This is a genomic window from Mucilaginibacter sp., assembly GCF_039925265.1.
Classification (GTDB): Bacteria; Bacteroidota; Bacteroidia; order Sphingobacteriales; family Sphingobacteriaceae; genus Mucilaginibacter.
Window position 1 is genome coordinate 251,756 of the sequence record NZ_JBDSZG010000014.1, and the last position, 26,202, is coordinate 277,957.

Annotated in this window: 22 protein-coding genes; 10 read left to right on the forward strand and 12 right to left on the reverse strand. The window is 45.9% G+C overall.

Features of this window, described 5'->3' with window-relative positions; genetic code table 11:
- Window positions 1-47 precede the first annotated feature (47 nt).
- The 11 genes from ABIX36_RS07340 to ABIX36_RS07390 form a co-directional block, all read right to left on the reverse strand.
- Window positions 48-2,075: an alpha-galactosidase gene (locus ABIX36_RS07340; RefSeq protein ID WP_348081513.1), complete on the reverse strand. Its 2,028-nt coding sequence runs from the start codon at window positions 2,073-2,075 to the stop codon at window positions 48-50.
- A 128-nt stretch (window positions 2,076-2,203) separates the two neighbouring features.
- Window positions 2,204-4,531: a glycoside hydrolase family 95 protein gene (locus ABIX36_RS07345; RefSeq protein ID WP_348081514.1), complete on the reverse strand. Its 2,328-nt coding sequence runs from the start codon at window positions 4,529-4,531 to the stop codon at window positions 2,204-2,206.
- Between the two features lie 145 nt (window positions 4,532-4,676).
- Window positions 4,677-6,620: a GDSL-type esterase/lipase family protein gene (locus ABIX36_RS07350; protein WP_348081515.1), complete on the reverse strand. Its 1,944-nt coding sequence runs from the start codon at window positions 6,618-6,620 to the stop codon at window positions 4,677-4,679.
- Window positions 6,621-6,739: 119 nt separating this feature from the next.
- Window positions 6,740-7,966, reverse strand: coding sequence for a DUF4998 domain-containing protein (locus ABIX36_RS07355; RefSeq protein ID WP_348081516.1), 1,227 nt, complete (start codon window positions 7,964-7,966; stop codon window positions 6,740-6,742).
- 27 nt (window positions 7,967-7,993) lie between these two features.
- Window positions 7,994-9,238, reverse strand: coding sequence for a DUF4959 domain-containing protein (locus ABIX36_RS07360; protein ID WP_348081517.1), 1,245 nt, complete (start codon window positions 9,236-9,238; stop codon window positions 7,994-7,996).
- A 33-nt stretch (window positions 9,239-9,271) separates the two neighbouring features.
- On the reverse strand, window positions 9,272-11,182 hold the full coding sequence (locus ABIX36_RS07365; RefSeq protein ID WP_348081518.1) for a RagB/SusD family nutrient uptake outer membrane protein: 1,911 nt from the start codon (window positions 11,180-11,182) through the stop codon (window positions 9,272-9,274).
- Between the two features lie 24 nt (window positions 11,183-11,206).
- Window positions 11,207-14,461 carry a TonB-dependent receptor gene (locus ABIX36_RS07370; RefSeq protein WP_348081519.1) on the reverse strand — a complete coding sequence of 1,085 codons (3,255 nt, stop codon included), beginning with the start codon at window positions 14,459-14,461 and terminating at the stop codon, window positions 11,207-11,209.
- A gap of 630 nt (window positions 14,462-15,091) precedes the next feature.
- Window positions 15,092-16,744: a sodium:solute symporter gene (locus ABIX36_RS07375; protein WP_348081520.1), complete on the reverse strand. Its 1,653-nt coding sequence runs from the start codon at window positions 16,742-16,744 to the stop codon at window positions 15,092-15,094.
- A 22-nt stretch (window positions 16,745-16,766) separates the two neighbouring features.
- A complete protein-coding gene (locus tag ABIX36_RS07380; RefSeq protein WP_348081521.1) occupies window positions 16,767-17,999 on the reverse strand; it encodes an enolase C-terminal domain-like protein in 1,233 nt (410 codons plus the stop codon).
- Window positions 18,000-18,671: 672 nt separating this feature from the next.
- On the reverse strand, window positions 18,672-19,118 hold the full coding sequence (locus ABIX36_RS07385) for a hypothetical protein (protein WP_348081522.1): 447 nt from the start codon (window positions 19,116-19,118) through the stop codon (window positions 18,672-18,674).
- Between the two features lie 12 nt (window positions 19,119-19,130).
- Entirely contained in the window at window positions 19,131-19,892 is a 762-nt protein-coding gene (locus ABIX36_RS07390) for a hypothetical protein (RefSeq protein ID WP_348081523.1), read from the reverse strand.
- Between the two features lie 122 nt (window positions 19,893-20,014).
- Between ABIX36_RS07390 and ABIX36_RS07395 the strand changes: the two genes are divergently transcribed.
- Genes ABIX36_RS07395 through ABIX36_RS07405 form a run of 3 tightly spaced genes read left to right on the forward strand, consistent with a single transcriptional unit; the run spans window position 20,015 to window position 20,752 of the window.
- Entirely contained in the window at window positions 20,015-20,260 is a 246-nt protein-coding gene (locus ABIX36_RS07395) for a hypothetical protein (RefSeq protein WP_348081524.1), read from the forward strand.
- A 1-nt stretch (window position 20,261) separates the two neighbouring features.
- Entirely contained in the window at window positions 20,262-20,393 is a 132-nt protein-coding gene (locus tag ABIX36_RS07400; protein ID WP_348081525.1) for a hypothetical protein, read from the forward strand.
- 2 nt (window positions 20,394-20,395) lie between these two features.
- Entirely contained in the window at window positions 20,396-20,752 is a 357-nt protein-coding gene (locus ABIX36_RS07405) for a hypothetical protein (RefSeq protein WP_348081526.1), read from the forward strand.
- A 168-nt stretch (window positions 20,753-20,920) separates the two neighbouring features.
- Here ABIX36_RS07405 and ABIX36_RS07410 read toward each other — a convergent pair whose 3' ends face one another.
- Window positions 20,921-21,160, reverse strand: coding sequence for a hypothetical protein (locus ABIX36_RS07410; RefSeq protein WP_348081527.1), 240 nt, complete (start codon window positions 21,158-21,160; stop codon window positions 20,921-20,923).
- A 38-nt stretch (window positions 21,161-21,198) separates the two neighbouring features.
- On the opposite strand from ABIX36_RS07410, the gene ABIX36_RS07415 reads away from it, so the two are divergent.
- From ABIX36_RS07415 to ABIX36_RS07445, 7 genes are read left to right on the forward strand one after another with little or no spacing between them, the layout of a single operon-like run.
- Entirely contained in the window at window positions 21,199-23,283 is a 2,085-nt protein-coding gene (locus ABIX36_RS07415; protein WP_348081528.1) for a hypothetical protein, read from the forward strand.
- Between the two features lie 19 nt (window positions 23,284-23,302).
- Complete coding sequence (locus ABIX36_RS07420) at window positions 23,303-24,217, forward strand: AAA family ATPase (protein ID WP_348081529.1); 915 nt, start codon at window positions 23,303-23,305, stop codon at window positions 24,215-24,217.
- A complete protein-coding gene (locus tag ABIX36_RS07425) occupies window positions 24,217-24,846 on the forward strand; it encodes a hypothetical protein (RefSeq protein ID WP_348081530.1) in 630 nt (209 codons plus the stop codon). The genes ABIX36_RS07420 and ABIX36_RS07425 overlap by 1 nt, the downstream gene beginning before the upstream one ends.
- Complete coding sequence (locus ABIX36_RS07430) at window positions 24,843-25,235, forward strand: hypothetical protein (RefSeq protein WP_348081531.1); 393 nt, start codon at window positions 24,843-24,845, stop codon at window positions 25,233-25,235. Before ABIX36_RS07425 ends, ABIX36_RS07430 begins: the two co-directional genes overlap by 4 nt.
- Window positions 25,232-25,522, forward strand: a complete 291-nt coding sequence (locus ABIX36_RS07435; RefSeq protein WP_348081532.1) for a hypothetical protein — start codon at window positions 25,232-25,234, stop codon at window positions 25,520-25,522. Before ABIX36_RS07430 ends, ABIX36_RS07435 begins: the two co-directional genes overlap by 4 nt.
- Complete coding sequence (locus ABIX36_RS07440; protein WP_348081533.1) at window positions 25,519-25,896, forward strand: helix-turn-helix domain-containing protein; 378 nt, start codon at window positions 25,519-25,521, stop codon at window positions 25,894-25,896. The genes ABIX36_RS07435 and ABIX36_RS07440 overlap by 4 nt, the downstream gene beginning before the upstream one ends.
- Window positions 25,893-26,198 carry a hypothetical protein gene (locus ABIX36_RS07445; protein WP_348081534.1) on the forward strand — a complete coding sequence of 102 codons (306 nt, stop codon included), beginning with the start codon at window positions 25,893-25,895 and terminating at the stop codon, window positions 26,196-26,198. The genes ABIX36_RS07440 and ABIX36_RS07445 overlap by 4 nt, the downstream gene beginning before the upstream one ends.
- Window positions 26,199-26,202: the final 4 nt, after the last annotated feature.

The window sequence follows — 26,202 nt, forward strand, 5'->3', positions numbered from 1 at the left end:
AGCGTACCCGGGCTGAGTCCACTCGCCGAGCGCTTTATCATTATAACCTACTTCAGCGTAAACTTATACAACGCGGCATCTTCCGCATTAAGTTTCAGGTCGATACTGTTATTCAACCCGATCGTATTATCCTGCAAAACCTCTTTTACCGCGGTAATTTTGGTGGCCACTAATCCTAAACGCTGGTAGTTGAGCGCATAAGCCTTTTCGTTTTTAGAATAGTTGAACACCGCCAGGTACAGTGTCTTACCCACCTGTTTAGTAAACACCTCCGATGCGCCGGTGCCGGTATTCCCTTCCACCGGGCGGAACGCTTTACCGTTTTTTACCAGTTCCAGCAGGTCTTTATCCTGGTAGTATTTTTTTACGCGCTCGGTCCATTGCCCGGTTTTGGAGAAGTCATCTCCGCTGATCAAGGTGCCGGTTACCAGGGCAGATAACAGGCGCGCACGGTTGGCGCCAATTTTTTCGTCGTTAAATACCACGTGGTCGGCATCAATGTAGTTGTACAAATAGGTTTGCCACCAGCCGTAGCTTACGCTGTTGAGCGTGTACTGTGTGTTATCAATACTCTTAAAGGCATCGCAGGCAATGCGGCGCATGTGCACGTAACGGCCTGAGGCCATACTTGGCGATATGGCAGCATAAATCAGCATCTGGCTGCCCAAATGTTGTATCAGGTATTCCATGCCGGCTTTATAGGCCTGCATCCCAGTGGTTACTTTAGGGTCGTAAAAGTGGTTTGCCTCGATAGCGCCATGGCCCAGAAAATCAATTTTGATCATCGTAAAACCGCAGGCCTTTAGCTTGCCGATAACAAAGGCAATGCGCGCTTTGGTACCGGGATGGGTTGGGTCGAGCGCGCGGGCACCATCCAAATCGTGGTAGCCGTTGCCGGTTTTTGTCCACATATCGCCAAATTTGTAGTTACCTCCATCGGCAATCCTGTCCGGCCCGCCGCCATGGCCCCAATCGGTAAAGGGTGCCCAGTATACGCCGGGTTCCAACCCTTTGCTTTTGCAATAATCGGCAAGTTCTTTTAGTTTACTGTAATCGCCATGCGACACCATCATATCCCAGTATGAATCCAGGTCGATATAGGCCGCATTCCCGGTGCGGAAGGCAGGGATGCTATCGGCAAAAAAATTGGCGACTTTAACGGTTTTATCAAAGTTAATGTGCTCCTGTATCACGCCCCAGCTGTTCCACCCTACGGGGGTTGGTTTGGTCCAGTTAAAAACAAAAGGTGGCTCGGCAATACGGTTCGCCTTGCTGTACGCTTCCATACCGCTGCGCCAATCGCCAAAACTACCTACAAATATCTTTGGCGACCTAACCGTATTACCGCTAATGAAGCCGTGCGGAATTTTATCGCGGGTAACGGACTCTTCTGTGTAACCGGCCCAAACTTTGAGTTGCCCTGCTGTGGCGCTCGATTGGGTTTCGACGCCGGTTTTCCAAACCTCATGCTCTACCGAGCCGATTATGATACCGTTCCGGCTGTCATTAACGTAAACCGTCCCAACTTCGGCGCTCATTCCCGCCGTCGTGGTAAACGGTTTTGAATTATAGCTAATGAAGGTATCGTTATCAAAAGGCACAAAAAGGCTACGTAGATCGCTTCTCGTAAGCGGCTTAAAATGCCCTATCAGCGGCATCATATAATTAGTTTTTAGCAGTGCGCCCGTAAAACAGATCTCCGTAAGGAAATAATTACGGCCTGTGTAGGTATAAAACACTTGTTTCATCATGGGCTTGCCGGCTGCAGTTAACACAATAGTATGCTTTATGCCTTTACCAAAACCATCGGCTATGGCTATTTTATTATACTGCCGTATCTCGTAGTTTTTTGTACTGAGGGTATCGGCATTTACGGTAGCAACGGCGTAAATATCCATAAACACCTCGTGCCCGTTTTGGATAACGTTGAACGTGCCCGTTTTTAAATTGTAACGGATGCTGCCAGCATCGCCAAAAGCGATATTGACAACCACGGGCGTTTTTGCCCCTGCGTTAAATATAAAAACAAAGGCAAACAGGATGCTTGCTACGTAGCAGATATAAATTTTAAGCATGATGTATTTTTGGTTTTTAGTTGGCCTCACCTAAATCCTCTCCAAAGGAGAGGGCCTAAAAGGCTTTATGTTTTATTTCTTAGCCCTTCTCTTTTGGAGAAGGGTTGAGATGAGGCTAAAATAAGCGCTTAGCTTTTTACCGTATTAAGCGTTTTTAGCAAACCATTCATCTTTATCTTCACTTTCCGGGGGTGGGAAGAGATTATTTTACAGCTAATCACCTTCCCGTTTAACCAACTAAAGTCTACTATATAATTCCCCCGGGCTTTCACACCCTTAACCTGGCCCGATGCTTTCCAGCTATCGGGTATTGCCGGCAACAGCTCAATAAAACCGGCGTGGCTTTGTATCAGCATTTCTGCTATGCCGGCGGCCGTGCCAAAGTTGCCGTCTATCTGGAACGGTGGCCCTGCTGATAACAAGTTTGGATAGATGCCCCCACCCGCGCCGTAGTTGATATCGGTACGTGTGGTGGGTTTCATGATCTCCGTAAACAGTTTATAGGCGCGGTTGCCGTCTTTCAGGCGTGCCCAAAACAATAATTTATAGGCTATCGACCAGCTTGGTCCGTCGTCTCCCCTCACGTCCAGGGATTTTTTGCAGGCTTCGGCCAATGCGGGCGTGGCTTCCGGCGTGATCAGCGATGCCGGATACAGCCCGTATAAATGCGAGATATGCCTGTGCTGCGGGTCGGTTTCTTTGTACTCTTCCAGCCATTCCATCAGGCGGCCATCTTTGGCTATTTGCCCGGCGGGTGGCAGCTGCTTTAATTTTTCGGCTAAAGTTTTGGCGAAGGCATCATCCTTTCCCAGGAGTTTAGATGCGGTAATTACGTTACCAAAAAGTTCCCGGATGATTTGATTATCGATGGTTGGCGCTACGCAGATGCTGGCGGTTTTACCATTGGGCAGGTAAAAGGTATTCTCGGGCGATGAGGAGGGCGAGGTAACCAGCCAACCGGTTTTCTCGTCCTTATTCAGCATACTGCTATAAAATTGCGCCGAGCCTTTTAGTATGGGGTAGATATCGTTGAGGTATTTTTTATCCTGCGAGAAAGCGTAATGATCCCACAAGTTATTACATAACCAACCCGAACCTGCCTTGGTTACACCCCATGACGCACTTTCGCCTGGCTCGGTAAAGCCCCAAATGTTAGTGATCACATGCGCCACCCAGCCGTCTGCATTGTAATAGGCCTTTGCGGTACGCTCGCCGGGTTTTACCAGACCTTTTACCAGGTCGGCAAGGGGCAGGTTTAGTTCGGACAGGTTAGATACCTCTACCGGCCATTGGTTCATTTGGATGTTCACATCGAGGTGGTAATCACCGTTCCATGGGGTTTGAATTTGGTTTGCCCAAAGGCCCTGCAAGTTTGGTGGCAGCAGCCCCACCCGGGTGCTGCAAATGCTTAAATATCTGCCAAACTGATAAAACAGTACAGGCAAAAGTTTATCTGCATTGGGGTTTTGATGGAAAGTGAGCAAACGCTTATCAGTAGTTTCTTCGGGAGATGTGTTTACACCTAAATCAACCGAAACCCTTTTGAATAATTTTTGATATTTAGCAATATGGCTGGCCTTTTCTGTCGCGTATGGCGTTTTTAAAGCGGCGTTGAGTTTGGTATTTACATTCGCTTTAAAATCTGCCCCCTTAAAGTCGGTACCTGCCGATAGGTAGATGATAGCTTCGGTGGCGTTTTTAATGGTAATTTGATGGCCGTCGTTACTAAGCTCACCGCCTTTTAACACCGTTTTTACTTTGGCCAGGTATTTCATTCCACCTGCATCTATGCCGCTGGCTAACTGACCGGCCATCTCCAATTCGTCGAATTGCCCGCTGATGGTTGCGCGCTCGGGGCGGGATAAGTTGATACTGAAATTAAGCATCCCGGGATGATCTGTGCTGAGTTTAATAATACTCACATCGCTGCCAAAGCTGGTGAAATACTCGCGTTTATATAAAACGCCGTTTACTTTAAAGGATGCAGAAGCAACCGCGTTATCTAAAGAAAGTTCGCGTTTATAATCTGTAGGGACTGCTTTATCATCGGCGTAGTTGAATTTTAATTGCAGGTTGCCCAGGGTTTGGTAACAGCCAAACGGTACACCGCCCGAGCCAATGCCCTTGCATATAAAATTCTTATCAACCAGCATTTGTGCTTCATCATTTTTCCCTTCGGCCAGCAGCCTGCGAATCTCGGGCAGGCTTTTATAGGCTTCGTAGTTATTCGCATCCTGCGGGGCACCGCTCCACAGGGTTATATCATTCAGGGTGATGTTATCTTCACCGACACCGCTGGTGGGCATCATGCCTAAACGGCCGTTACCCAATGCCAGGGTTTCTTCCCAGCGGGCGGCGGGTTTATCGTACCAAAGCCTTAGCGGCTTATTTTGCGCGAAGGTATTAAATGCTATAAAAACAGAAACAAGTGTAAGCAGGTAGCAGTATCTTTTCATTCTTTTTGGCTTAGCGCCCTCAGCGGGCGGTTAAAACAAGCGGCTTTAGCAGGGCTGTTTTAACATTTGTTTAATTCTATTGGCTGCATTAAAAATAAACGCTTATCCCCGGCTATAAAATGGATAAAACCACAAAAAGAATGGATTATTCACTCCTCAGAAAATTGACGATACGGCAGGCATGGCCCTTACTGTTTGCGTTATGCTGATCTGCTATTTTCAGTTTCAACACATGTTTTCCCGGCTTTAAATCACCATCGAACAAAATATACCAGGGAAGGTGCAAGCCGCCGCTCCATTGGGTGTACAGGTCGATATTTTTATAGGATCTACCATCTATCATATAAGAAACCATACCTGCGTCACCACCCGAAACGATGGCTATACCAATTGCTGTTCCTGTAAAGTTCAATGTTAGTTCCGCGCCGGGTTTCTCTGCGGAGAGGACAGGCACGTTCACAAAGCCGGGACGTGTACCCAAACCATCTTTAGGTGTCCAATTTGGGTTAATGCTCCAATTGGCATCAAGTTTTGCATTGTTAATGTTGTAATAATTACCTTTTACAAAACTGACCGCGTTCAATCTTTTAGGGTGAAGCTCCGGGTGGAGACGTTTATTAACACTATCGCTACACGCCTGCAGCAGGGCCTTTATATTAGCGAAGTACAACTCCTGCCCAAACGGCGCGGGGTGCAAGTCTTTAAAATCCTTATCCCAATCAAATTCCTTGTTCTTAATTTTATCGTAAACCTCTTTGGCAATATTAATGGATGGCAGGCCATAGCGTGATGCCACCAACTCGTGGTTAGCCACTTCCACAGGAGTTTTGCCCGATGCATAATCCCGGTTCTTATCCGAATCGGCGAAGGACATCATTACAATATCGATCTGCGGATTTACGCGTTTTGCATGGAGCACGATGCCCTCCAGATCGCGCGCCTGGGTTAAACTATCGGTGCTGTTTGCCCGGTCGTTAACAGCCGCTTCTAAAAACAGCAGGTCTATCTTGCCGGAATCCAGCAGATCGCGTTTCAGGCGGAAGGCATGCGGTAAACTCCCCAACGATGGGATGCCTGCGGCAATAAACCTGAATTGTGTATTGGGGTAACGCTCTCTTAAGTAATACATTACCTTATCACGCCAGCCGGGGTTAAAAGTGATGGAACCACCTAAAAAGGCCACCGTCGCTTTTTTCTTTTTATTAACGTTGAACAGGAAATTGTTTACCCCTCCCCTCACTTTATAATAATCGGCATAAGGCAAAACCGACTTCACCGGATAAGCGTTACTCATCAAAAAATCCGCGATATTTTCCGGGTGTTCTATGATAAAATGATGGCCGGATAATTCCTGTGGCTGCTTATCTATCACTACCTCGGTAGCCGGGCCGCCCAATACTCTATACTTCTTTACGAGGACGTTGGAGTTCTCGGTAACGGGCACTAATTTATCCGCGTTGCTGATGTAATGTAGTATGGGCACATGGAAAGCTGCCAGTCCCTCCAAATTGTCGATCGGGTTATCTTTAAAGGCCAAAGCCTGCTCCTCGGTAAAGCCAAAAACCTTTTTAAACTGTTTCCATGATGTGGTATCGCCCATGCTTGTTCCCTTCCCTCCCGGCCAGCTTTTAATATCGGAAACCGGGGTTTCGCCATAAATGCAGCTCACTTTATCGGGATTGCGCTTAGCCCATGCATAGGCGTATAAACCGCCACGGCTCACGGCTTCCAGCGCCGGTTTTGTGCTGAACGACGCGTTTTTTAGCAAATACGCGTAGAACTTATCCCAAACCTGCATGGCCTGTGGACTGCCGTATTGATCGTCTACATCGATATAAGCCACATACATGCCGCGCGAAAGTAAAATACTATCCGCGTCGGTATGCCAATCTGCAAACGAGGAACGCCAGGCCCATGGATTGCCCGGCAGGGGTCTATTTGGTTTTACATAGTACGCGGCATGCCCGTCAATAGCAAAATTCACCCGCTCAAACCCCTTCCATTTGGTATGGGCGGGTTTAGCCTGCTGCGCCTTGGCCGACAGCATAAAACAAAGTAAAACACAAAAAGTAAAATAGTATTTCAACATCGGTTTGTGGTTTGGCCTGAATGGCGGCCATGTATCAACGAAAATAAGATGTTTAAAACCAATAAACCATCCCTTTTGCAAAGAATGGTTTATTGCTATTTGTATTGGCAATGATAAGTTTAGTTAAGAACGTCGTTCCAGAAAGTCATCTCGCTGATGTTACTGTAGTTACCATCACCGGTGGTTACGTGTTTGATACGCACACGGATGTACCTTACCGGTGGCACCGTCCCAAAATCGTATTTCTGAGCTTGCTGGCCATCGTCGGTTCGTTTGATGTCTTTCAACAGTGTCCAGCCTTTGGCAACCATCTCTGCCGACCAGCCGCCATCGTGTGGCGATAGGTTTGTGGCTGCGCCGCTGATATCGGCTATGCCCCAAATTTCAAACTGATCCGGGTTGTTACAGCAGTTACGGCCCGTTTCTTCTATCGAAGTAAGTTTTTTATAAACCTTACCCATGTCAAAAGTGATGGTATGCGGCATGCCGTGGTCGCCATCGCTATGGAAGATATTTGGATAACCCTGCGGACCGTTAGAACCATCCCAGAGTTTGCTTACGCTGGTTTGCCCTTCGTAAGTACCGGCATCTCCCGATAACTTATTCTCTTTGAATAACGATTTGCTACACTGCGCTATGCCGGTAATAGCCGGGAAAGTGCCATAGTTTGCCACGTAAAAGGTGTCGATGGAATTTTTAATAGGTACGAATGACGAGCGGAATTGCACAGGTACGCCCGATTTGTAATCGGTTAACGTGATGCCCAAACTATCCGGCTTCAATTGCTTTACCACTTCTACCCCATTCCGATTGGTGTATTTTATATCGGTACCAATGTTTACTACGCTGGTATCGCGCGGCAAAAAGTTGAGCCTGATGTTACCATTATCGCTCACCGAAAACGGATTGGCTGCATCGTAAGTACGATTTAGCAAACCCGATTGGTAAATTGGGCCATATACCTTCACATTGTTAATATCCAACGGAATAGAGCGATTGCCCTTTGCATCATAGGAATAAATAGTGAACGAATAAATATACTCATTAAGTCCCGGGATAACCGCCGTTATGGAATCAGTTGTATTATGGTTGGTTGATGTTAAAGTAACCGAATCGGCTTTGTTGTTCCAAAAGATCACATACTTGCTTATGCTTGGATCCGGGCTTGGGTTCCAAACCAGGGCCGCGCGCAGGTTACCGCTTTTGGCGTGTATTTTACCCACCAAACCCGGGTAGGTTACTTCCTTATTGTTAAGGAAGTTTTTAAAGTCTTTATCCTTGTTTCCGCAGCTGAATAAGCCAAGCATCACACAGGAAAACAGACAAATATTAAAAAGGCTTTTCATAATTTCTTTTTTAAATATTGATGAATACTACTGCGGTTTCCCGTAAACCGAAACTTCCATTAAGTGCGTTACATCGCCCTTGCCCCAGGTATCGTGTACCAGCAAGCGCAGGTATTTTACCGGCGGCGCCGATGTTGGCACCACGAAGTCTACCCCTGCCGCAACAAATTTTTCGTCGGCACCATTGGTAAAGCCCGGCTGCAAACCCGATGGCGGATTTGGATAACGGTAGTTAGAAAGGTTAACCCAATCGCCAACCACAGTACCCACCGGAGCCGATTGCGGCAGCACTACATCAGCAGGTGACTCCTTACTTGAACCCCAGAAGGTGAAGGTTTTAGGGTTACCATGGAAGAACGCGTACTCCAGCGGGCGCTCCCAAATTTTGATACGGCTCAGCTGTGTAAGCACGCCTAAGCCAAATGTACATTGCAAAGGCTTGCCTGTACCCGGCTGCGTATGCCATCCGTTAGAGTAGCCATCTGTTTTACCATCCCATAAATAGGGCAGCTCCCAGCCGTAACCAATATCGCTATCGCTTGCCTTTTTGTAAACCGAGAACTTAGTTTTATCAAGCTGGGTTTCAAACAGTGGCGTAAGGGTTACAATGGTAGTATCAGAAAGGTTGCCGAATTTATCGGTAAGGTATACGCCAAACTTGGTGGGTATCGAAGGGAACCCGCGCACCGTATAGCTAATGGTATCGGTATTGGTGTAATGCTGGTCGGCAACTTCCAACGCTTTGGTAGAATTATCCAGGGCTATTAATATTACGCCCAGGTCTTTCCGGTTGGGGTTTAGCGCGTTTATAGCCACGCCGCCAAAATCTGTTGCTATGGTAACCGATGGTTTTACCAGTTTGTAAAACGGCGTATTGGGGTGCACGGTAACCTTTACCGGGTCTGATGCCACGTTGGCGCGGCTTATTGTGGTAAGGGTTACTTCATAATCCTTTACATCGGCAAAACCATCAACGGTAACCGTGTCGGTGTAATAGCTCGATTTGGTTTCGCGCCCGGTCTTATCATTTATATTATACTTGGCCAGTACATATAAAATGTTCTCTGAGTTGGGCAGGTCGTACGTAATGTAAGCGCCGCCGTTAAAGTTTTTTACCTGTACATTGGTAACCACACCCGGCTTTGCTTTATCGGTACTTACCGGCTCTTTGTTGTAGCCATGGTTCTTTTTGCACGAACCGATGATACAAACCAGCGCCATGGCCAATGCCCAAAGCCCTGTTTTTGTTGAATATTTGTTTATCTTTTTCATATATCTAATACTTTTAGATGTTCCGTTTAAATTTTACCAGTAAGTATTTTGTACCAGGTTGCTGTTAACCGTAATGTCCTGGTCTTTAATAGGCCACAGGTAATTTCTCAACCCAAATACCGATGTAAATACGGTGTGCGGCTGGTAATAGTTGGCTGGCTGGCTTTCGTAAACGCTCCACCCTTGTATAGGTTGGCTTAATACGTTTTGCAACTCTTTCCACCTGCGCAGGTCCCAGCCGCTTTGTGCTTCAAAACAAAGCTCGATACGGCGCTCCTGGTGTACTATCTGGCGGAAACCATCTTTTGTGGTTACTTTACCCGGGGTGTTAGAGTAGTTTGTCCATGCGCTAACTACGCCCGGTATACCTGCCCTTGTGCGCACTTTATCTATATACGTTATGGCATCGCCTGTCGGGCCGTTTACTTCATTTGCACACTCAGAATATAAAAGGTACAAGCCTGCAAGCCTCATTAAAGGCAAACGGTAGCTCGATTCGATAAAACCGTCATCATAAACTGATAAATAGTTAACGAGTTTTTTTGGCCAGTAACCAGTGATGTTTAAGGTGTTGATATCCTTAGGGCCTGCAAAGGTTTCTATACCGCGTGCTTCCACATGGAAAAGATCGCCCAGGTTCACCTTGCCGTTACCAAACCATATACCACCATCAAAACCAATGTTGGCATACATACGCGGCTCGCGGTTAAAGTGCTCTTTTACGGTGGCGTAATTCTGCGCTATGTAAAAGCGGCTGGCGTTGTCGCCTGTTTTGATGGAATAGCGGCCGGCATAATCAAAGGTTTTATCCTCGTTTATAGGGACGCCTTTATCGCTGTAAAACATCTCCTGTGTAGCCAACGGCACCGCGAACAGCGACGGGTTGCTGAAGATATTGATTACCGATTTGTTGGTTAAACGCGGCGTAGCATATCCCTGGAAAGGGAACGTTGGGTTAAGCGCCCAAATCAGCTCGGTATTTAACTCCCATTTTTCGGTAACGGCGGTTTGTACAGAAAGCACTTTACGCAAAGAATCGGGCAATACGGTGATATTTGCCGGTGGTATAAAGCTATGCAGCGACATACCGGCTGCCTCGCACTCGGTAATAGCTACCTTGGCTGCATCGGCCGCTAACTTCCATTTGTTAGCATCGTAAGCAGCCGGGAATAGCGCGATGCCATCCTTATTCTTCAAACTATTATAGTCGGGGTTACCGTTAAACAGAGGGCTCGCGGCTGTTGCCAATACCTCTGCTTTGATTGATAGCGCGATAGGCCTGGTTATGCGGCCCAATTCCTGCACCTGATTGGTAATTGCCGGCGGCAGGTCTACAGCCGACTCATCCAGCAAGCTTACGATGTAGGCAAAACACTCATCCAATGGCGCGCGCTTTACCTTTATTTCTTCGGTAGAGGCGGTGATATCCAAATTGGTTTTTATTAATGGTATTGGTCCGTACAAGCGCAGCAAATAGTAGTGGTAGTAAGCTTTTAAAAACTTAACCTCGGCTATCCAGCGTTTCTTTTCGGTTACGGACAGATCGGTAGGCTTATCGATGTTCTCCAGCATGATATTACATCTGCGGATAGAACGGAAGATAGCCTGGCCGTGGTTTTGGCCATCCCAAAAGTTTAAGCCGGGGTTATTGCTATTTTGCGTACCACGCAGCAAAGCAAAGCCGGTTTCATCAAGCGGGTGTTTGGTTAAGTTGTTTGGGTATACAATTTCGCCCGAGGTGGTGAAACCCGCGTTGGCCGTTGCATCGTACAATTGCTGCAGGGTTGCGTAGCAGGTGAACAGGTAGTTCTCGGCCTCGTTGCGGTTGCGGAAAGCATACTCCAGCGTTCCAGTGTTATCCGGCGCAACATCCAGGTACTTTTTGCACGATCCGCCAAGTAGCAGAACTACTATAACGCATACAAATTTTGATATTTTTTTCATGTTACTATGTGTAAATGGTGCTGATTATAAATTGACATTAAGGCCTATATTAAATACCTTTTGTATCGGGTAAGAAAAACCGTTACCGCCAATTTCGGGATCCCATAATTTGAAGGGGCTCCAGGTAAGTAAGTTCAGGCCGTTAAAGTATACGCGTGCTTTGGTCATGCCCAACTTCTTTGTTAAACTGGCAGGAAGGCTGTAGCCAAACTCTACCGATTTTAAGCGTAGGAAGCTGCCATCGCGCATCCACCAGGTGCTGCCCTGCCTGTTGTTTTCAATCTGGTTACCGGTTACTCCTAAACGCGGATATTGCGCGTAAAGGTTTTGGTTATCTTCGCTCCAGTGGTCGTCTGCAAATGCCTTAAGCAATTGTGTATTACCGCTTGCGTAAGCGCCATCGGGGCTTTGGATGAACGGACTGGTACGGCTCGGATCGATAAAGAAGCTAACCTGCGCCTGGCCCTGGAAGAATGCAGAAAGATCGAAACCTTTATACCCGCCGGATACACCGTAACCATAAACTATTTGCGGAACGGTTGGATAACCGATGAATGTTTGGTCGGCACCATCAATTTTACCATCACCGTTTAAGTCGCGATATTTAATATCGCCGCCCCTTGGCGGTACGCCATTGGATGAGAAGATCTGGCTTGGCGAGTTTGCCGCCTCGTTATCATCAACAAACAAACGCTCGGCTATATAACCGTAGTTACGGTTAATAGGCTGGCCCGATTGGTAGCGATAAGCTTCGGCATACTGCGGCTCTTCGTATTTATCGTAGTCGCTTTTAGCAATGGTTAAGTTACCCCTTGCCTGGATCCAGCCGGAGCCGCCTAAACTTTGTTTGTAATCTGTCTGCAGATCGATACCTTTCGAGTTTGCCGTACCAAAGTTGGCGCTCACGTTTGCTTCCAGCCCCATAGTGGTTGGGATGGCCGAACGCTGCTGTAAAATATTGTAGCGGTGGTATTTGTAAACCTCGGCCACAATGTTCCAGTTTTTAAACAGGGTAAGCTCCATGCCTATATTCAGCTGGCGCGAAGTTTCCCAGGTAATATCGGCATTAGGGTAATTGAAAATGGTAACCCCGTTACGGCTGTAACCGTTGTTGGTACCAAAAGTAGCCGGGTTGCCACCGTTGAGATCAAGCCTCGACAGATAATAGAAACGCTCTGAGCCTATCTGGTCGTTACCTACGGTACCATAGCTGGCCCTCAGTTTCATGCGGGAGATAACGCTGTATATGCTATTACCCCAGAATTTCTCGTCGGACACGATCCACGAACCGCCGATGGTTGGGAAAAATCCGTAGCGGTGGTTTGAGGAGAAACGCTCGGTACCGTTATAGCCAAAGTTGAATTCTAAAAAGTAGCGGCTTTTGAACGAGTAAGTTGCACGGCCGGCTACCGTTAAGTTACGATATGGCAATGAACTGAACAGATCGCCGGTGTTGCCGTATAAGGTTTGCTGCTGCGTGCCTATCAACGAACCGCTGATATTATGGTTACCAAAACGCCTGGAGTAATCCATCACCCCCTGGAAAAACAGGTAAGTATTGGCTTGCGTGTTATTGGCGTTGCGATCATAAATAAGGTATTCGGTAGCATCGCCTGGCTTTGAGTTTAACCAGTTGAGGGTATAATCATTAGTAGGTTTATCGTACGAGCCAATGTTGTAGTAAAAAGGCTTATACCCCATTGATGATTCGAAATACGAGAACCTGTTGGTGTGGAACAACCCGTGAAAATTTAACCCGGTGGTTACAAAATCGAGGTTTTGGTTCAACTCCAATTGTGCCGACATGCGCGACTGTGAGAAGTTTTTATGCCCCCTTAGCAGCGCTGCATACGGGTTTAAATAGGCCGTAGCGTTTGAATTGTTGCTGCCGGGATCGGGCGAGTTACCGAATAAGATATGCTGTGTGTTCTGGTTAGCTACATCTGCCGGGTAAAAAGCCGGGAACAGTACCGGGCTGGTGTGCATAGCTATGTTGTACAAATCGGTAGAGAACGATGCATCAGCCGTAAGCGGGCCATTGTATTCGTTAAAACTACCCACAAGCCTTACAATCAGTTCGGTGCTTTTGCTTAGGTTCACGTTAACGTTTGAGCGTATCTGGTAATTACGGAAGTTAACATTGTTGTTATTGTTGTTGTTAATATCCTCACGCAGAATACCGTGATCGATATTGTACGAGCCGGATACATAATAACGGGCCACACCGCCGCCGCCGCTTACGCTCATATCTGCACGCTGGGTGTTGGTGCGGTCTTTAAACAGGGTTTTTATCCAGTCTACCGCGGGGTAAACATATTTGTTGCTGCCCGGTGCATTGGCTATTGTAGCCTCGCGGTTTAAAATATCGTTTTGGCTGAAAGGCAATTTACTATACGGCGGGCGGGCGATAGTAGCCTCGTTAAACAGACGCATATAAGTAATAGGATCGGCCAGTTCGAGGTTTTTTATCGATTGTGATGTAGAGTTCTCCACCCTCGCGTTTATCACCGGTTTGCCTACTTTACCTTCTTTGGTGGTAACCAAAATAACACCGTTTGCACCACGCGCGCCATATAGGGCTGTAGCACTGGCATCCTTAAGGATAGAGAAGCTGGCGATATCATCTACCTGCAAACGGGCAAGATCTGATGTGGAAAGTTCCACGTTATCTATCAGTATCAATGGGTCTTTTTTGTAACCGAAAGTGGTAACCCCGCGGATAAAGAAGGAAGCGTTATCCTGCCCGGGCTGGCCGCTTGGCTGGTAGGCAATTACACCCGCAACCTGGCCTGCTAAAGCGTTGGTTAAGTTACTCGCCGGAATTTTAAGATCGCCGGGCGTTACGGTGGTTACCGATCCTACTACGGCTTCCTTGCGCTGCTTGCGGCCGTATGCCGTAACAACTACGTCGCTAAATTCGTTCTTAGCTTCCCTTATAATTATGGGGTAAACAAGTTTACCTGCCAAAACAGTAAAGGTGGTTTCTTTGTAACCCACATAGGTAACACGAAACACGGTACCCGGCTCTGCGTTGATAACAAAGTTACCGTTAACATCGGTCACCGTACCAGTGTTCTTGCGGTTTTCGGCGGTTAAGTTGGCGCCTATAATTTTCAGGCCCGTAGTATCTGCTACTGTACCGGTAATGGTCACCTTTGTTTGTGCCGATGCCGTGCTGCTGATGCCGCATAATACTATTATGCAACATATCGCAGCCAGTTTGCCCTGAACATTTTTTGGTAACCAATGGCTTTTTATGCGTTCGTAAAATGGTCTCATAAATATTTTGTCATAATTGGTTTTAGTTCGTTGAATCGTTTTTGATTTTTTAGGAGGCATAGGTATCCACCCACCGTATCTCAGTGTAAAAAATCACAAACCCCAGTTGTAAAATACGCTGATTATAAAGCGTGTTTATGCCAGCTGCAGGGACCTGGGAAATAACCTTTTGGAAGATGGGCGGGATCGGGGCTTATCCTTCGCCTTGAACGGGGAAAGCAGTTTTGCTGCCTGCGTTTTGTAATAATGTTTCATAATTATAAGAATTGGTTAATTGGTTGGATAAATTTAGAATGTTCACAACGGCTTTAAAATGGATAAACCTTTAAAGGTGATGGACAATCGTATTATTTATTCCTTTGAGTTTTGTATTGGCTTTTACAAATAACATATATCTGCACCAACGATAATTTTATGTTATTATCCAAGCATTCAGCGATATTGTATGGACAAAAACAACTGTATTTTTGACATATTATAGCCTGTCCTGACAACCTCTTAAAAAGCAATGGATTGCTTTTTACAACACAGGTGATTTTAGGCGTAATTTGTTTCCATGTTGGCAAATAGTGCTGTAATTGCACCTTTTTTTGTAACCGGCGGAGGGATGCAGGAACTGATATTATTTTATCACCGGAAGAGCCAGAATAAAGCAGCCATTATTACAATAAGCAGCAGCGAAAGAAATTTGTAATTCCCCACTCCTGCCCAGCCCGGACTATTAAGCGATTCCAGGGGCGATCGCCAGTAGAGCACGTCGCTTTCGGCGGTATGCTGCACCTTGTAGATAAAGGAGAGCGACACCTGCAGTAAAACACAAAAAACGAACAGGTAAAATGCCATCATCATAAAAGGTACCTGTCCAATTACAGAGTGCGGTAAAGTTTTGCTGTAGATAAAGATCAAAACACCGGCTGCCGAGCCAATGTATAAGGTAAGCTGTGCCGATATCGCTGAAGCTTTTTTCCAAAATACGCCTAATAAAAACACGCAGGTAATGGGCGGCGCAATATGGGCTATGATATCGTTCAGTCCGTTAAAAATACTTTCGTAGTTATTTAATAGCGGTAATAATAATAAGGACACGATAAAAGAGATGCCCGCGGCTATTTTACCGGCGCGCACCAACTTATCGTCGCTGGCTCCGGGTTTATAGCGTTTATAAATATCGTAGCTGGCCAGGGTGGAGATGGAATTTAGCGCGCCCGAGATCTGGCTCATTAACCCGGATAATAAGGCGGCTACCAATACACCGGCCAAGCCCTTTGGAATCAGCTGTAGTATCATTAGGGTATATATGCCTTTACTGTTCACCACCTCTTTACCTGCGGCATCAACCGTTTTAAGGCTGCCCACATCTAAATGCCCGGTTTGATACAACGCGTACGCGAACAGGCCGGGCATCACAAAAATAAATACCGGTAATATTTTAATAAAACCGCAGAACAAAGGCCCTACCCTGGCGTGGTTCTCGTCCTTAGCGCCCAATACACGTTGTACAATAGTTTGATCAGCACACCAGTACCAGATACCCAGCACGGGGTAACCTAATAGTACGGCATACCAGGGTAAGCCGCTTGCATCGCCATGCGGGCGCATCATCGAGAGTTTATTCAGTTCGTTTTTCTGTTGCAGCACGTGTACCATATCGTCCCAGCCGCCCATTTTTTGATAGGCAACCACACTCATGATCACCGCACCCGATAATAGCACAACCGTTTGTATCGATTCGGTAACTACTACCGCTTTCAATCCCCCCACAACCGTATAAATTGTGGTGATAACTGCTATGATGATCACACTGGTGTACATGTTTACCCCAAACAGCGTTTGCAATACAATGCCACCCGCCAATAAGGAGAAGGAAATGTGAATGATAATGGCTGAAAGTATGGAGATAAAAGCCAGCCAATCCCTGCTGGCGCGGTTATAGCGTTTCTCCAAAAAATCGGGCAGCGTTGATACGCCCGATTTGATATAAAAAGGCACAAAGAACAGGGCCAATAAGATCAGCGTGAACGATGCCATCCACTCGAAAGTTCCGTTGAGCAGGCCGGTATCAAAACCACTTTGGGCCAGGCTAACCAAATGCACGCAAGAAATATTGGTGGCAAACAGGGCCAGCCCTATCATGGGCCACTTTAAACTTTTGCCGGCCAAAAAGTAACTGCTCGCCGCGTTCTTTTTATTTGCCGAACGATGCCGCAGCCCGGTATACAAGCCAATGGCCAATATCACCAGCACATATAAAATACTCACCGTGGCATCAAAAGAACCTATCATGATAATATATACTACTGTAAAATTAATCTTTTAAAACAAGGAGGTCGCAACTGCTGCCGGGTACTTGTGGTGTTTTGTAAACGCCGCTTATAATTTGCGCTGGGTTTACAAAATGCTTTTGCAGGTGCGGGATATGCTCCAAAAACAAAGCATCGTGGCCCATGGCAATGTGGTTAAACAATACCAGGTGCTGGTGCAACTGCCCCATATCCCCTACGTGCGGCACCACCGGTACGCCAAACTTTTTGCAAAGCAGGCTCACGGTAATAAACTCGCTTACACCGCCTACTCTTACAGCATCTACTTGGATAAACGAAGCGGAGCCCGATTGCAGGTAATTTTTAAAGATGATCTTATTAGGCACATGCTCGCCCAGCGCCAATTTAACGGGAGCTATGGCTTTCGCCAGCGTGGCATGCGCGTTTACATCATCCGGGTGAGTGGGCTCTTCTATCCAGTATGGGTTGATGCTTTTTAGTTGATTACAAATTTGGATAGCCTGCGGCAGGTTCCATTGCTGGTTGGCATCAAGCATCACCTTTACATCGGACCCGGCAACTTCGCGTACGATGTGTGCCCGGCGGATGTCGCGCTCCGGATCGGCAGAACCAACCTTTAGCTTCATGGCGGTAAAGCCTTCGGCCAATGCTTTTTTGCAGTTCTCGCGCACTAACTCATCGGGGTAATTAAACCAACCTATTGAAGTATCGTAACCGGGGTAGCCTTGTTCTAAAACCGGTATTCGCTCCGCCCTGGTGGATTGCTGTGTTTTTAGCAGATCCAACGCCTGCCCGGTGGTTAATTCATCCTCTAAATAGGATAAGTCCAGCGTGTTGACGATTTGCTCCGGCGAGAGGTCTATCAGCAATTTCCAAAGTGGCACACCGCGTTTTTTTGCCCAAAGATCGTAACAGGCATTAGTAACCGATGCCAGCGCCAAATGGACTATACCCTTATGCGGTCCCAGCCAGCGGAACTGCTGGTCGTTGCTGAGCTGTTTAAACAGGTCGCCAAAATTAGCCATCACTTCTTCAATATCCTTGCCCTGTAACTGCCTGGTGTAATACTCGGCAGCTTTGCAAACCAAATCATTTCCCTCGCTCAGTGTGAAGGCAAAGCCGGTGCCGGTAATGCCGCTGTCATCGTGCAGACGGGTTACCGCATAAGAATATATAGGGTCGCGATGAATGGCGTCGCTGCCGGCATTGCCTTCCAGCGGAAAGCGCACATCATCAATAGTTATCTTCCTGATCATAGTTCATTAGCTTTTGTATCTATAGGTAATACAATCCCATCTATAGGGGGTTAAACTAAAAGTACATAGGACAGAAAACGGCAAAATGAGAAAAAACGGCGTTTTTGATAGCGTGGAGGCTGTTTTTGTTGTGTTTTGTAGCATGGTGGTTTAACAAACGAAAAATACAGCTACCATTACTTACCATTTACTTACCGCTTAATGTACAGCAACCGGCTGTATTGCCTGGATTACTACTATAAATATAGAAAAAAAGGCCTTTAAACGCCATTTAAAGCTGTTTTAATAGCCGGTTAAATATAGCATAAGCCCCGCAAAGGATATAACTTTTTCGGGGCTTAGTTGCGTTTAAAGCAGCCTTTTTTTGCAATTTGTTGTAATTAGGGTGGCTATTAGGGTTGCAGTTAGGGTTGCAAAACAGTACTTAAAAAGTGGCTATACACCCCCTCGTAATACCATTTTTGAGCGGTTTAAACGCTGTTTTTGGCACTATAGCCCCCCCCCTAATATGCGTTTAAAGTATAGTAAATATAGATAACTAACTGATTTTTAGTTTTTTGTAAAATTGCCTTATTTTATTTTTTTATTATTCTTACAACAAAGCACCTTATGGAGGCACATTTTCAGGTTGTTTTTGACCTAAAATGCGTGCAAAGGCGTTGGCTGTTTTTTTTATTTATTGCTATTCCAGGGTTCTGGACTTGTTGCTTTGCCTCCGTATGAAAATACCATTACTTCATTTAATTCATCACCTTTGGATATAGAAATCTCTTTGTAGCTATATCGAAACCAGTTCCAATCTTCTTCAAGCGGTGATACTTGCATAACCAATATATAATCTCCGGTAGGAACGTCATTTTTGTAGTAAGAGGTGGCACGACTGGTAAACGCAATTATTGAATGGTTAGGGCAGTTTTCGGAAACAGTATTTACATTTTTTAAGTCGCCTCGATCTTCTGGTTTAATTAGATACATGTCAACAAGTGCCCGGCGAGTTTCTCCCTTATAATCTGTTATATAAGCAGTGGCCGAAAGGGTAGTCTTAACATTATAACTCCCATCCTTTTTACAAGAAGTTGCAAGCGTAATTACTGCAATAAGAAAATAAATATGTTTCATTTTATAGATTTATTAGTCGTCAATTTTTTTTACTATATTAAAAATTTGTTCAATATCATCAAGATGCAAGTCCTGATCAGGGAATCTGTCTTTGTCAGGGTTTAATGAGTGTATGGTAATAATACCATTTTCTACATCGTGCTTACTGATCTGCTTAATTAATATTCCCTCTGTTCTATGTACAATAACCCAAGCTCCCCAATTATGAGTATGTAACTTGTACTTCCATTGATGCTGTGGAAGTTCTCTTCCAACCACTTTAACACCATCAAAAATACTACGTCTAAAATGTTCAGGCTCTAAAGTAGTCATGCTGTCGCCGCTTACTTCAAATGCCAAATAGTGACCGCGATGTTGTTTGAATACTTCAATTGATGTGTATTCTAAGTCTTCGTAATATTCTTTGTCTTGAAAGCCTACCAAGTAACCAGCAAAAGCGCGTTGAGGTATAATTGGAACCCTCATCCTGAGCGTTCCATCTCCGAGTTCTTCAAAACGTGAACCATCATTATCGAAATCGCTGGGGTCCGCTGCCAGGTGCAAGGGCTTAGCTTGTAATTTTGGAATTGATCTTTTAGGGAGTGTAGTTATTTTAGTAGAGAAAATATCTACACCAAACGTAGATGTATACTTGTTTTTCAACTCTCTTTTAAACTCATCACGATTGTAGTGAGAGTAAATAGTAGTCCTGTGTATACCTAACTTTTTTGAAAGATCAGTAACATCAACACTATTTGACTCTATAAAATCTTTTAGAACAATCCCATCGTGCATTATCTACAGTTAAATTCTGTTGAAAAAAAATATACAATTAATTATACATTTGATTTGGAAGTGTAGAATTAATATCTACATTTGTTTAATCAAACTTAACAAAGATACAAAACGATAATACAATGCAAGTAGTCAAGGCAAAAATGGGTGATTTCACGGGTACAAAGACAGGGCAGCTAAAATCGCTCCCCATATCATCAGATAAAGCGCTCCATGTTAAGCAGGGCGATGTATCAAGCGTACGAACAATCATTTCGCAGCTTCATAAAAAAACTCTTTACAGGTTTATAACCGGCAAAGTTGGCGAAGGCATTAACGTTTGGCGTCTCCCTGATGCAGTTCAATCAGAAACCATCAATCAACAATAAAATGAAAAAGCTTTACAACGCTGTCAAAAACAACGAGCTGACCTTCGGTCAGATGCTATTTGTAACCTGGTCATTATTGGCTATCTCTTACGTAGCTGTCCTGATCATCCTGCCACCACTATTAAAAAAATAATCATGAAAAAACCAGACTCATTTGAACAAGCCTGCGAAATGCAAGGCTACGACCAGGCAACCGCATTGCCTGATGTAAGCAAGATGCCGGAGCATTTGCAGGCATACACTTTAGCTGCCAATAAACGGCTGATCATCGCCGAGGCCATTAAAGGGGGGAAGCACCCTGGCCCTAAAGACCGTCACTGGTTTCCTGTATTCAATTCGCTTGGTGCGTTCGTCTTTTCGGGCACGGACTCCTCGTACACGTTCACGACCCTCGGTGCCCGCCTTGACTTCAACACGGAAACCGAAAGCGATTTTTTTGGCGAAAACTTCGCCGATCTGCACGAGGCAGTGATGGTAATAAAAGAACAATAGTAACCCCAGCCCGAATGCGTAAGCAGGTGATCGCAGCCTGCCGGGAGCAAAAATTTAACAATGAAAAAGCAAGAACTAACCCGCAGCTGGTACCGGAACATGAAAATCATATCGAGGTTCTATGATATAGCCCCGGAGGCATTCAAAGAAGTAATAGGCGTACCATACCTACCCGTTACGTTTTTTTATGCGGTTATGCTTAGCCAGCTTAATAAATTCAAGAACAAACTGGCTGATATCGGCACCAGATACATCAAAAGCGGCGCGAATGGCCGGTTCAATATCCTCAATAGGGTCAAGCTGTTGCGGCGTAAGGCTGCTTCTGATGAATGATAGGCCCAGTTTTAAGGCCTCTGCTTTATCGCCAATGCTATAAAGCCGTTGAGCTTCTTGTAAATCTTTATCCATAAGGTAAATATATAATAATCCCCCTAATTAATACACCCATGCAAAGCGCATACGAGCATTACAATAACAAAATAGGCGTAAGGCTAAGCTACCTGCTAAGCGATATGGACAGGTGTACCGATAACAGCCTGGCGGTGATGAGTTATACAGCTTATAAAAGCAAAGTAGACCGGTGCAAAGACTTCAAGCTGCGAGCTGGTTTAGGTCCTGGTAACGAAGTGCTGATCGCCTGGGACAGGATGCCTGATGATTGGCAAAAGCAATGCATTGCCCGATTTGGTAACCCGATGCCTGAGACGAGCCCTATGGGCAGGTTTTTTACGATGGATGCCGAAGCAAAACGCTATTACGACCAGTTTCAGTTTGAGGGCAGCGGAGAATATCTTACCCCTGCTCAAAAGAAGCGGTACAGCATTAACGCGTCGGTACTGAACGCGCTGAAGGCACTTAAAATAAACCGTGAGGGACAGCGCAGAAGCAAGAACGGCAGCCTGAAAGGACTTTGGCGCTCACTCACACAAGATACGCTCCTGTTTAACGATTACCTTAAAAGCAAGCATAATATTCAACACACCTTACCCAATAACCAGCGCAGCCTTGCAAGGCGGTTTAATGCCTATTTAAAATGCAGTTATGACGCTTTGATTGATGGCAGGAACAACAATACCAACGCCCAGGTGGTAACTCCAGAGATGATAAAACTGTGGAAGGACATTTTCGCCGGGCAGAAAAACCACAAGCCAACCTACTTTGAGGTATCGGTAAAATACAACCAGTTTTTAGCCGGGCAGGCGGATATCATCAACAACCTTACCGGCGAAGTTTACGACCATACCGCCGAATGCTATAGGGCGGCCAGCGAAGGAACGGTTTATAGCTACCAGGAACTATGGGAAAACAGGGCGGTAACGCATAGCCTGCGGAGCGGCGACCGGCAGAAATTTAAAGGCATTTACGAGCCGTACCATAAACTGAAACAACCGGAGTTTGCAGGAAGTATCATCAGCGTGGATGATAGGCAGCCGCCGTTTGAATACGCGCCCGGTAAACGCATGTGGTTTTACAATGCTATTGACCTGGGCAGCGAAGCGTTTACCTGCTGGGTTTACGGCGAAACCAAGGAAGGCATCATACTTGATTTCTACAAGCAGCTGGTGAAGAACTACGCCGAGTTTAAGGTGCCTATGCCGCATGAGCTGGAGGGAGAGGCATCGCTTAATAGCTCGTTTACCTCTACCTTTTTAGAGAATGGCGCTATGTTCCAGCGGGTGCGTATCGAGGCCAATAACGCGAGGGGTAAAAAGATAGAATCTTTTTACAAGAAACTAAGATACGGGCTGGAGAAACTGCGCATGGGTTGGCTGGCGAGGCCGTTTGCCTTAGCCGAAAGCAACCAGGCGCATAATGGTAAAAAGGAGTATTTAACCAAAAGAGAAATTATAGAGGGCTGCCTGATCGATATTCAAACCTGGAACAATTCTCTGCACAGCGACCAGGAACTGCACCCTGGTATGACGCGATGGGATGTGTTTATGGATAAGCAACACCCTAACCTTGTAGCAACCAATTGGGCAGGCATACTCCCTCACCTTGGAGAATCGCAAAAATCAACAATGAAAGCCGGTAGAATAGAGTTGCAAGGTAAACACCGGGTTGTAGGCTTTGATGGCAAGGTTGCCCTTGGCGAAACACTTATTGCCGTAATGAAAAGAATTGAGGGACAGCGCGTAATGATAAAATGGATGGAAGACAACGACGGCGATGTGCTAAAGTCTTTTGTGTATGACTTGAAAGATGGTTCGCTTATATGCGAGTTGCTTAGCGACCTGGAATACAGCAGGGCTACGCTGGAGCAAACAGATTCTGACCTTGAAAACAGGACGCTAACCAGCGCATATGCCGCTACTGTGCAGGGTTACATACGCAGGAACGCTGCCGAGATAGAACGCATCACCATTATAGACAGGCCGCAGCCGGTATCAACCCGATTTAAAATGCCAGGCGTGAAAAGGTATATACCAAACGGTGAGCCTGCCGGTGCATTGGAAGTGGCACAGGTAGATGATGTGGAAGTGATGGAAAAGAAAGCAACCTACAGGCTGGACACAGCGAGCAGATTTTAACAATTAATACCCTATTGATATGAAACTGGAGAACGATTACAAACTAAAAGTGGTAGCTGCCCTGAAAGAGGCACGCAAGCTATACGGTGGCAGCGACGCGGCATTTGCCAAACAATGGGACATTAACAGCTCGGTATGGAGCCGCGTTAAAAATGGAGAGATAGACAAAGTGATCAGCGAAGACCAGTGGATAACCATGGGGCAGGATCTGGAGGTAAGCAACGCCGGCTTTGAATTTATAAAGGCCGAAACAGAAGTATACGAGGCTATCAGCAATGATATCAAATTTTGCAAGGAACAAGGGCAGGCCATGATCATGGTAGATGATTGCGGCATAGGTAAAACCTTCACCGGCAAAAATTGCAGTAAAACACTGGAGAACTGCTTTTACATAGACCTGAGCCAGTGCGGGCAGAAAGATGCCTTTGTGCGGACGCTGGCAAAGGTGATAGGTGTAAAGTATACCGACCGCCTGATTAAAGTTGTACAACGCATTAAATACGCGCTTTCGGTACTCAATAAACCTATGGTGATCATAGATGAAGGCGGCTTTGTGAACAAGGCGATAGTGCAGTTTTTACAGGAGCTGTGGAACGCTACCGCTAACGGTATCTGCGGTTGGTATATGATGGGCGCGGAGGGTTTCAGGAAGGTGATAGAGCGCGGCATTAAGAACGATGTACCCGGCTACCGCGAGTTCTTTAACCGTTACGGGAATAAGTTTATGAAGGTTACCCCCGATGGTAAGGCAGACAGGGTGCTATTTTACGAGAAGCTGGTTAAAGATGTGCTGAGCATGAATATGAAAGATATGCGCCTGATGAACAGGATCATTAAAAAATGCCTGAGTACAGATGAGGTTAACGATGATGAGGGGAATAAAATAGGTGGCTTGCGACAAGCAAAAACGCTGCTGATACTTAACGCGGCCTGATGAAGAAAGCGCAATCTATCAGCAATATAGATAAGCAAAAATTCAGGTGTTTTCAGTTCGATGGGGAATGGTACGAAGCGTTTGAGCACCCGGAGATGTGCGGTGTGTGGTTCATTTGGGGCAGCAGCGGCAGCGGTAAAACCACTTTTGTGATGGAGCTATGCAAAGAGCTGTGCCGGTTTGGCAGGCTTGCTTACAACAGCCTGGAAGAGGCCGGCAGAAAGAGCTTCCAGAACGCGATACGCCGCTCGAACATGATGCAGGTTAAAAAGCGGATGGTGGTGCTCAAGGAGTCGATAAGCGAAATGAGTTACCGGATGTCGCTGCCAAAAAGCCCTGATTTTTGGGTGGTTGACAGCTTCCAGTATACGCGGCTTAACTACGACAAGTACCTGTTATTTAAAGAAAAGCACCCGGATAAGCTTATCATTTTTATAAGCCAGGCAACGGGTAAAAACCCAAAAGGCTCGGCAGCCGAATCGGTAATGTATGATGCAGACCTGAAAATATTTGTAGAAGGCCACACCGCCTTCAGCAAAGGCCGCTACATAGGGCCGAACGGCGGGCAAAAAGTAGTTTGGAAAGAAGGAGCGGAATTATATCACGGACAACAGAAAAAAGGAATATGAACACCAAGGTATTTAAAATCAGGAGAACACATATAGCAGAGGTTAGGGAAACCAATACCAGCCAGATGGGCGAAGTGTGCGACCTGCTTGGCTGGACCATAGACCAGTACACCGACTACCAATTTTACCAGTACCAGATGTTTGTGTGGGAACTGTGCAAAGGCTGGCCGATGGTGCGGAAAGAGATTGAGTACTCGCCGGTGTTTCGCGGGTTCTGGAACAATGAGTGGAGCCACAGGAACCAGCACGAGTTCTTGCCATTCGCTTACGACATCAAATACGATAAGTGGCAGATGCTGGAAGAATACCGCCTGCTGAATGACCACGAGGCGCTATTGAACGATGACGCTTTTTTGATACGGTACGAACACGTAAGGAGGCTGATATGACCATAGCGGAGGTAATTGAACTGGTGAGGGAGATAACGGGTGTACGGGTAGATTACCTGGGCCGTAAGGGCAACCTGGCGCAAACCAATGCAAGGTACCTGGCCATTGTGCTGATGGACGAGTTTGGTTATGCTAATACCGCCATAGCCGCCGCCCTGAATATTGAACGGACTACCACTTACAACGCCATTAACGAGGCGGGACACCTTTTGGAGAACGACCCGGAGTTTAAAAAAATATACAAGGCCAGCGGCGAACGCATGGCAGATATGGAGGAAAAGAAATGAGATTTTGTAATACAACGCCTTTTCAGTTAGTGGTAATACCATCTTTTGATAAAGTGGCACCAAGGGCTGGCAGTAATTTAGAAACTATAATGACGGCGGTTATCAACGAAACCGGCATAAGTGAGGATAAAATGAAAGGCATTGACAAGCATAGGATGGTAGTTGAAGCAAGGCAAATGGCTATGAAGCTGATACGCTATTATGAACCAAAATTTACGCTTAAGAAAATTGGTGAATTTTTCAATAGAGACCACTCTACGGTAATATATGCGATTGATACCGCAAACGACCTGATAAAATATGATAGGACTTACCGACAAAAATTCAATGCGATTAATTGCCAACTAAGAAAAATGGAAAGGGCTACAGCATGACCATCAAACTAACATACGACCAGGCAAAAGCACTTGAACATCTTTTCATCAATGTAATTAACCCGGAAGAGCCTGCCGACGTAGCGGAAAAACTGGTGAAGCACTTAATGACCGCAATATTTAAAAAGCTTAGAAACAAGCTTGAAAGCAAAGTTAAAGACGGTTACAGCCTGGCGTTAACCGACACCGAGGCGATGGCTTACTACATCTACTTTCAACAGCGGCATTTGGGCCTTGGATGGCTTTACGAACAGAATTTCATAGACAGGCATATTCTGGAACTTGATAAACAATACGCATAAACGA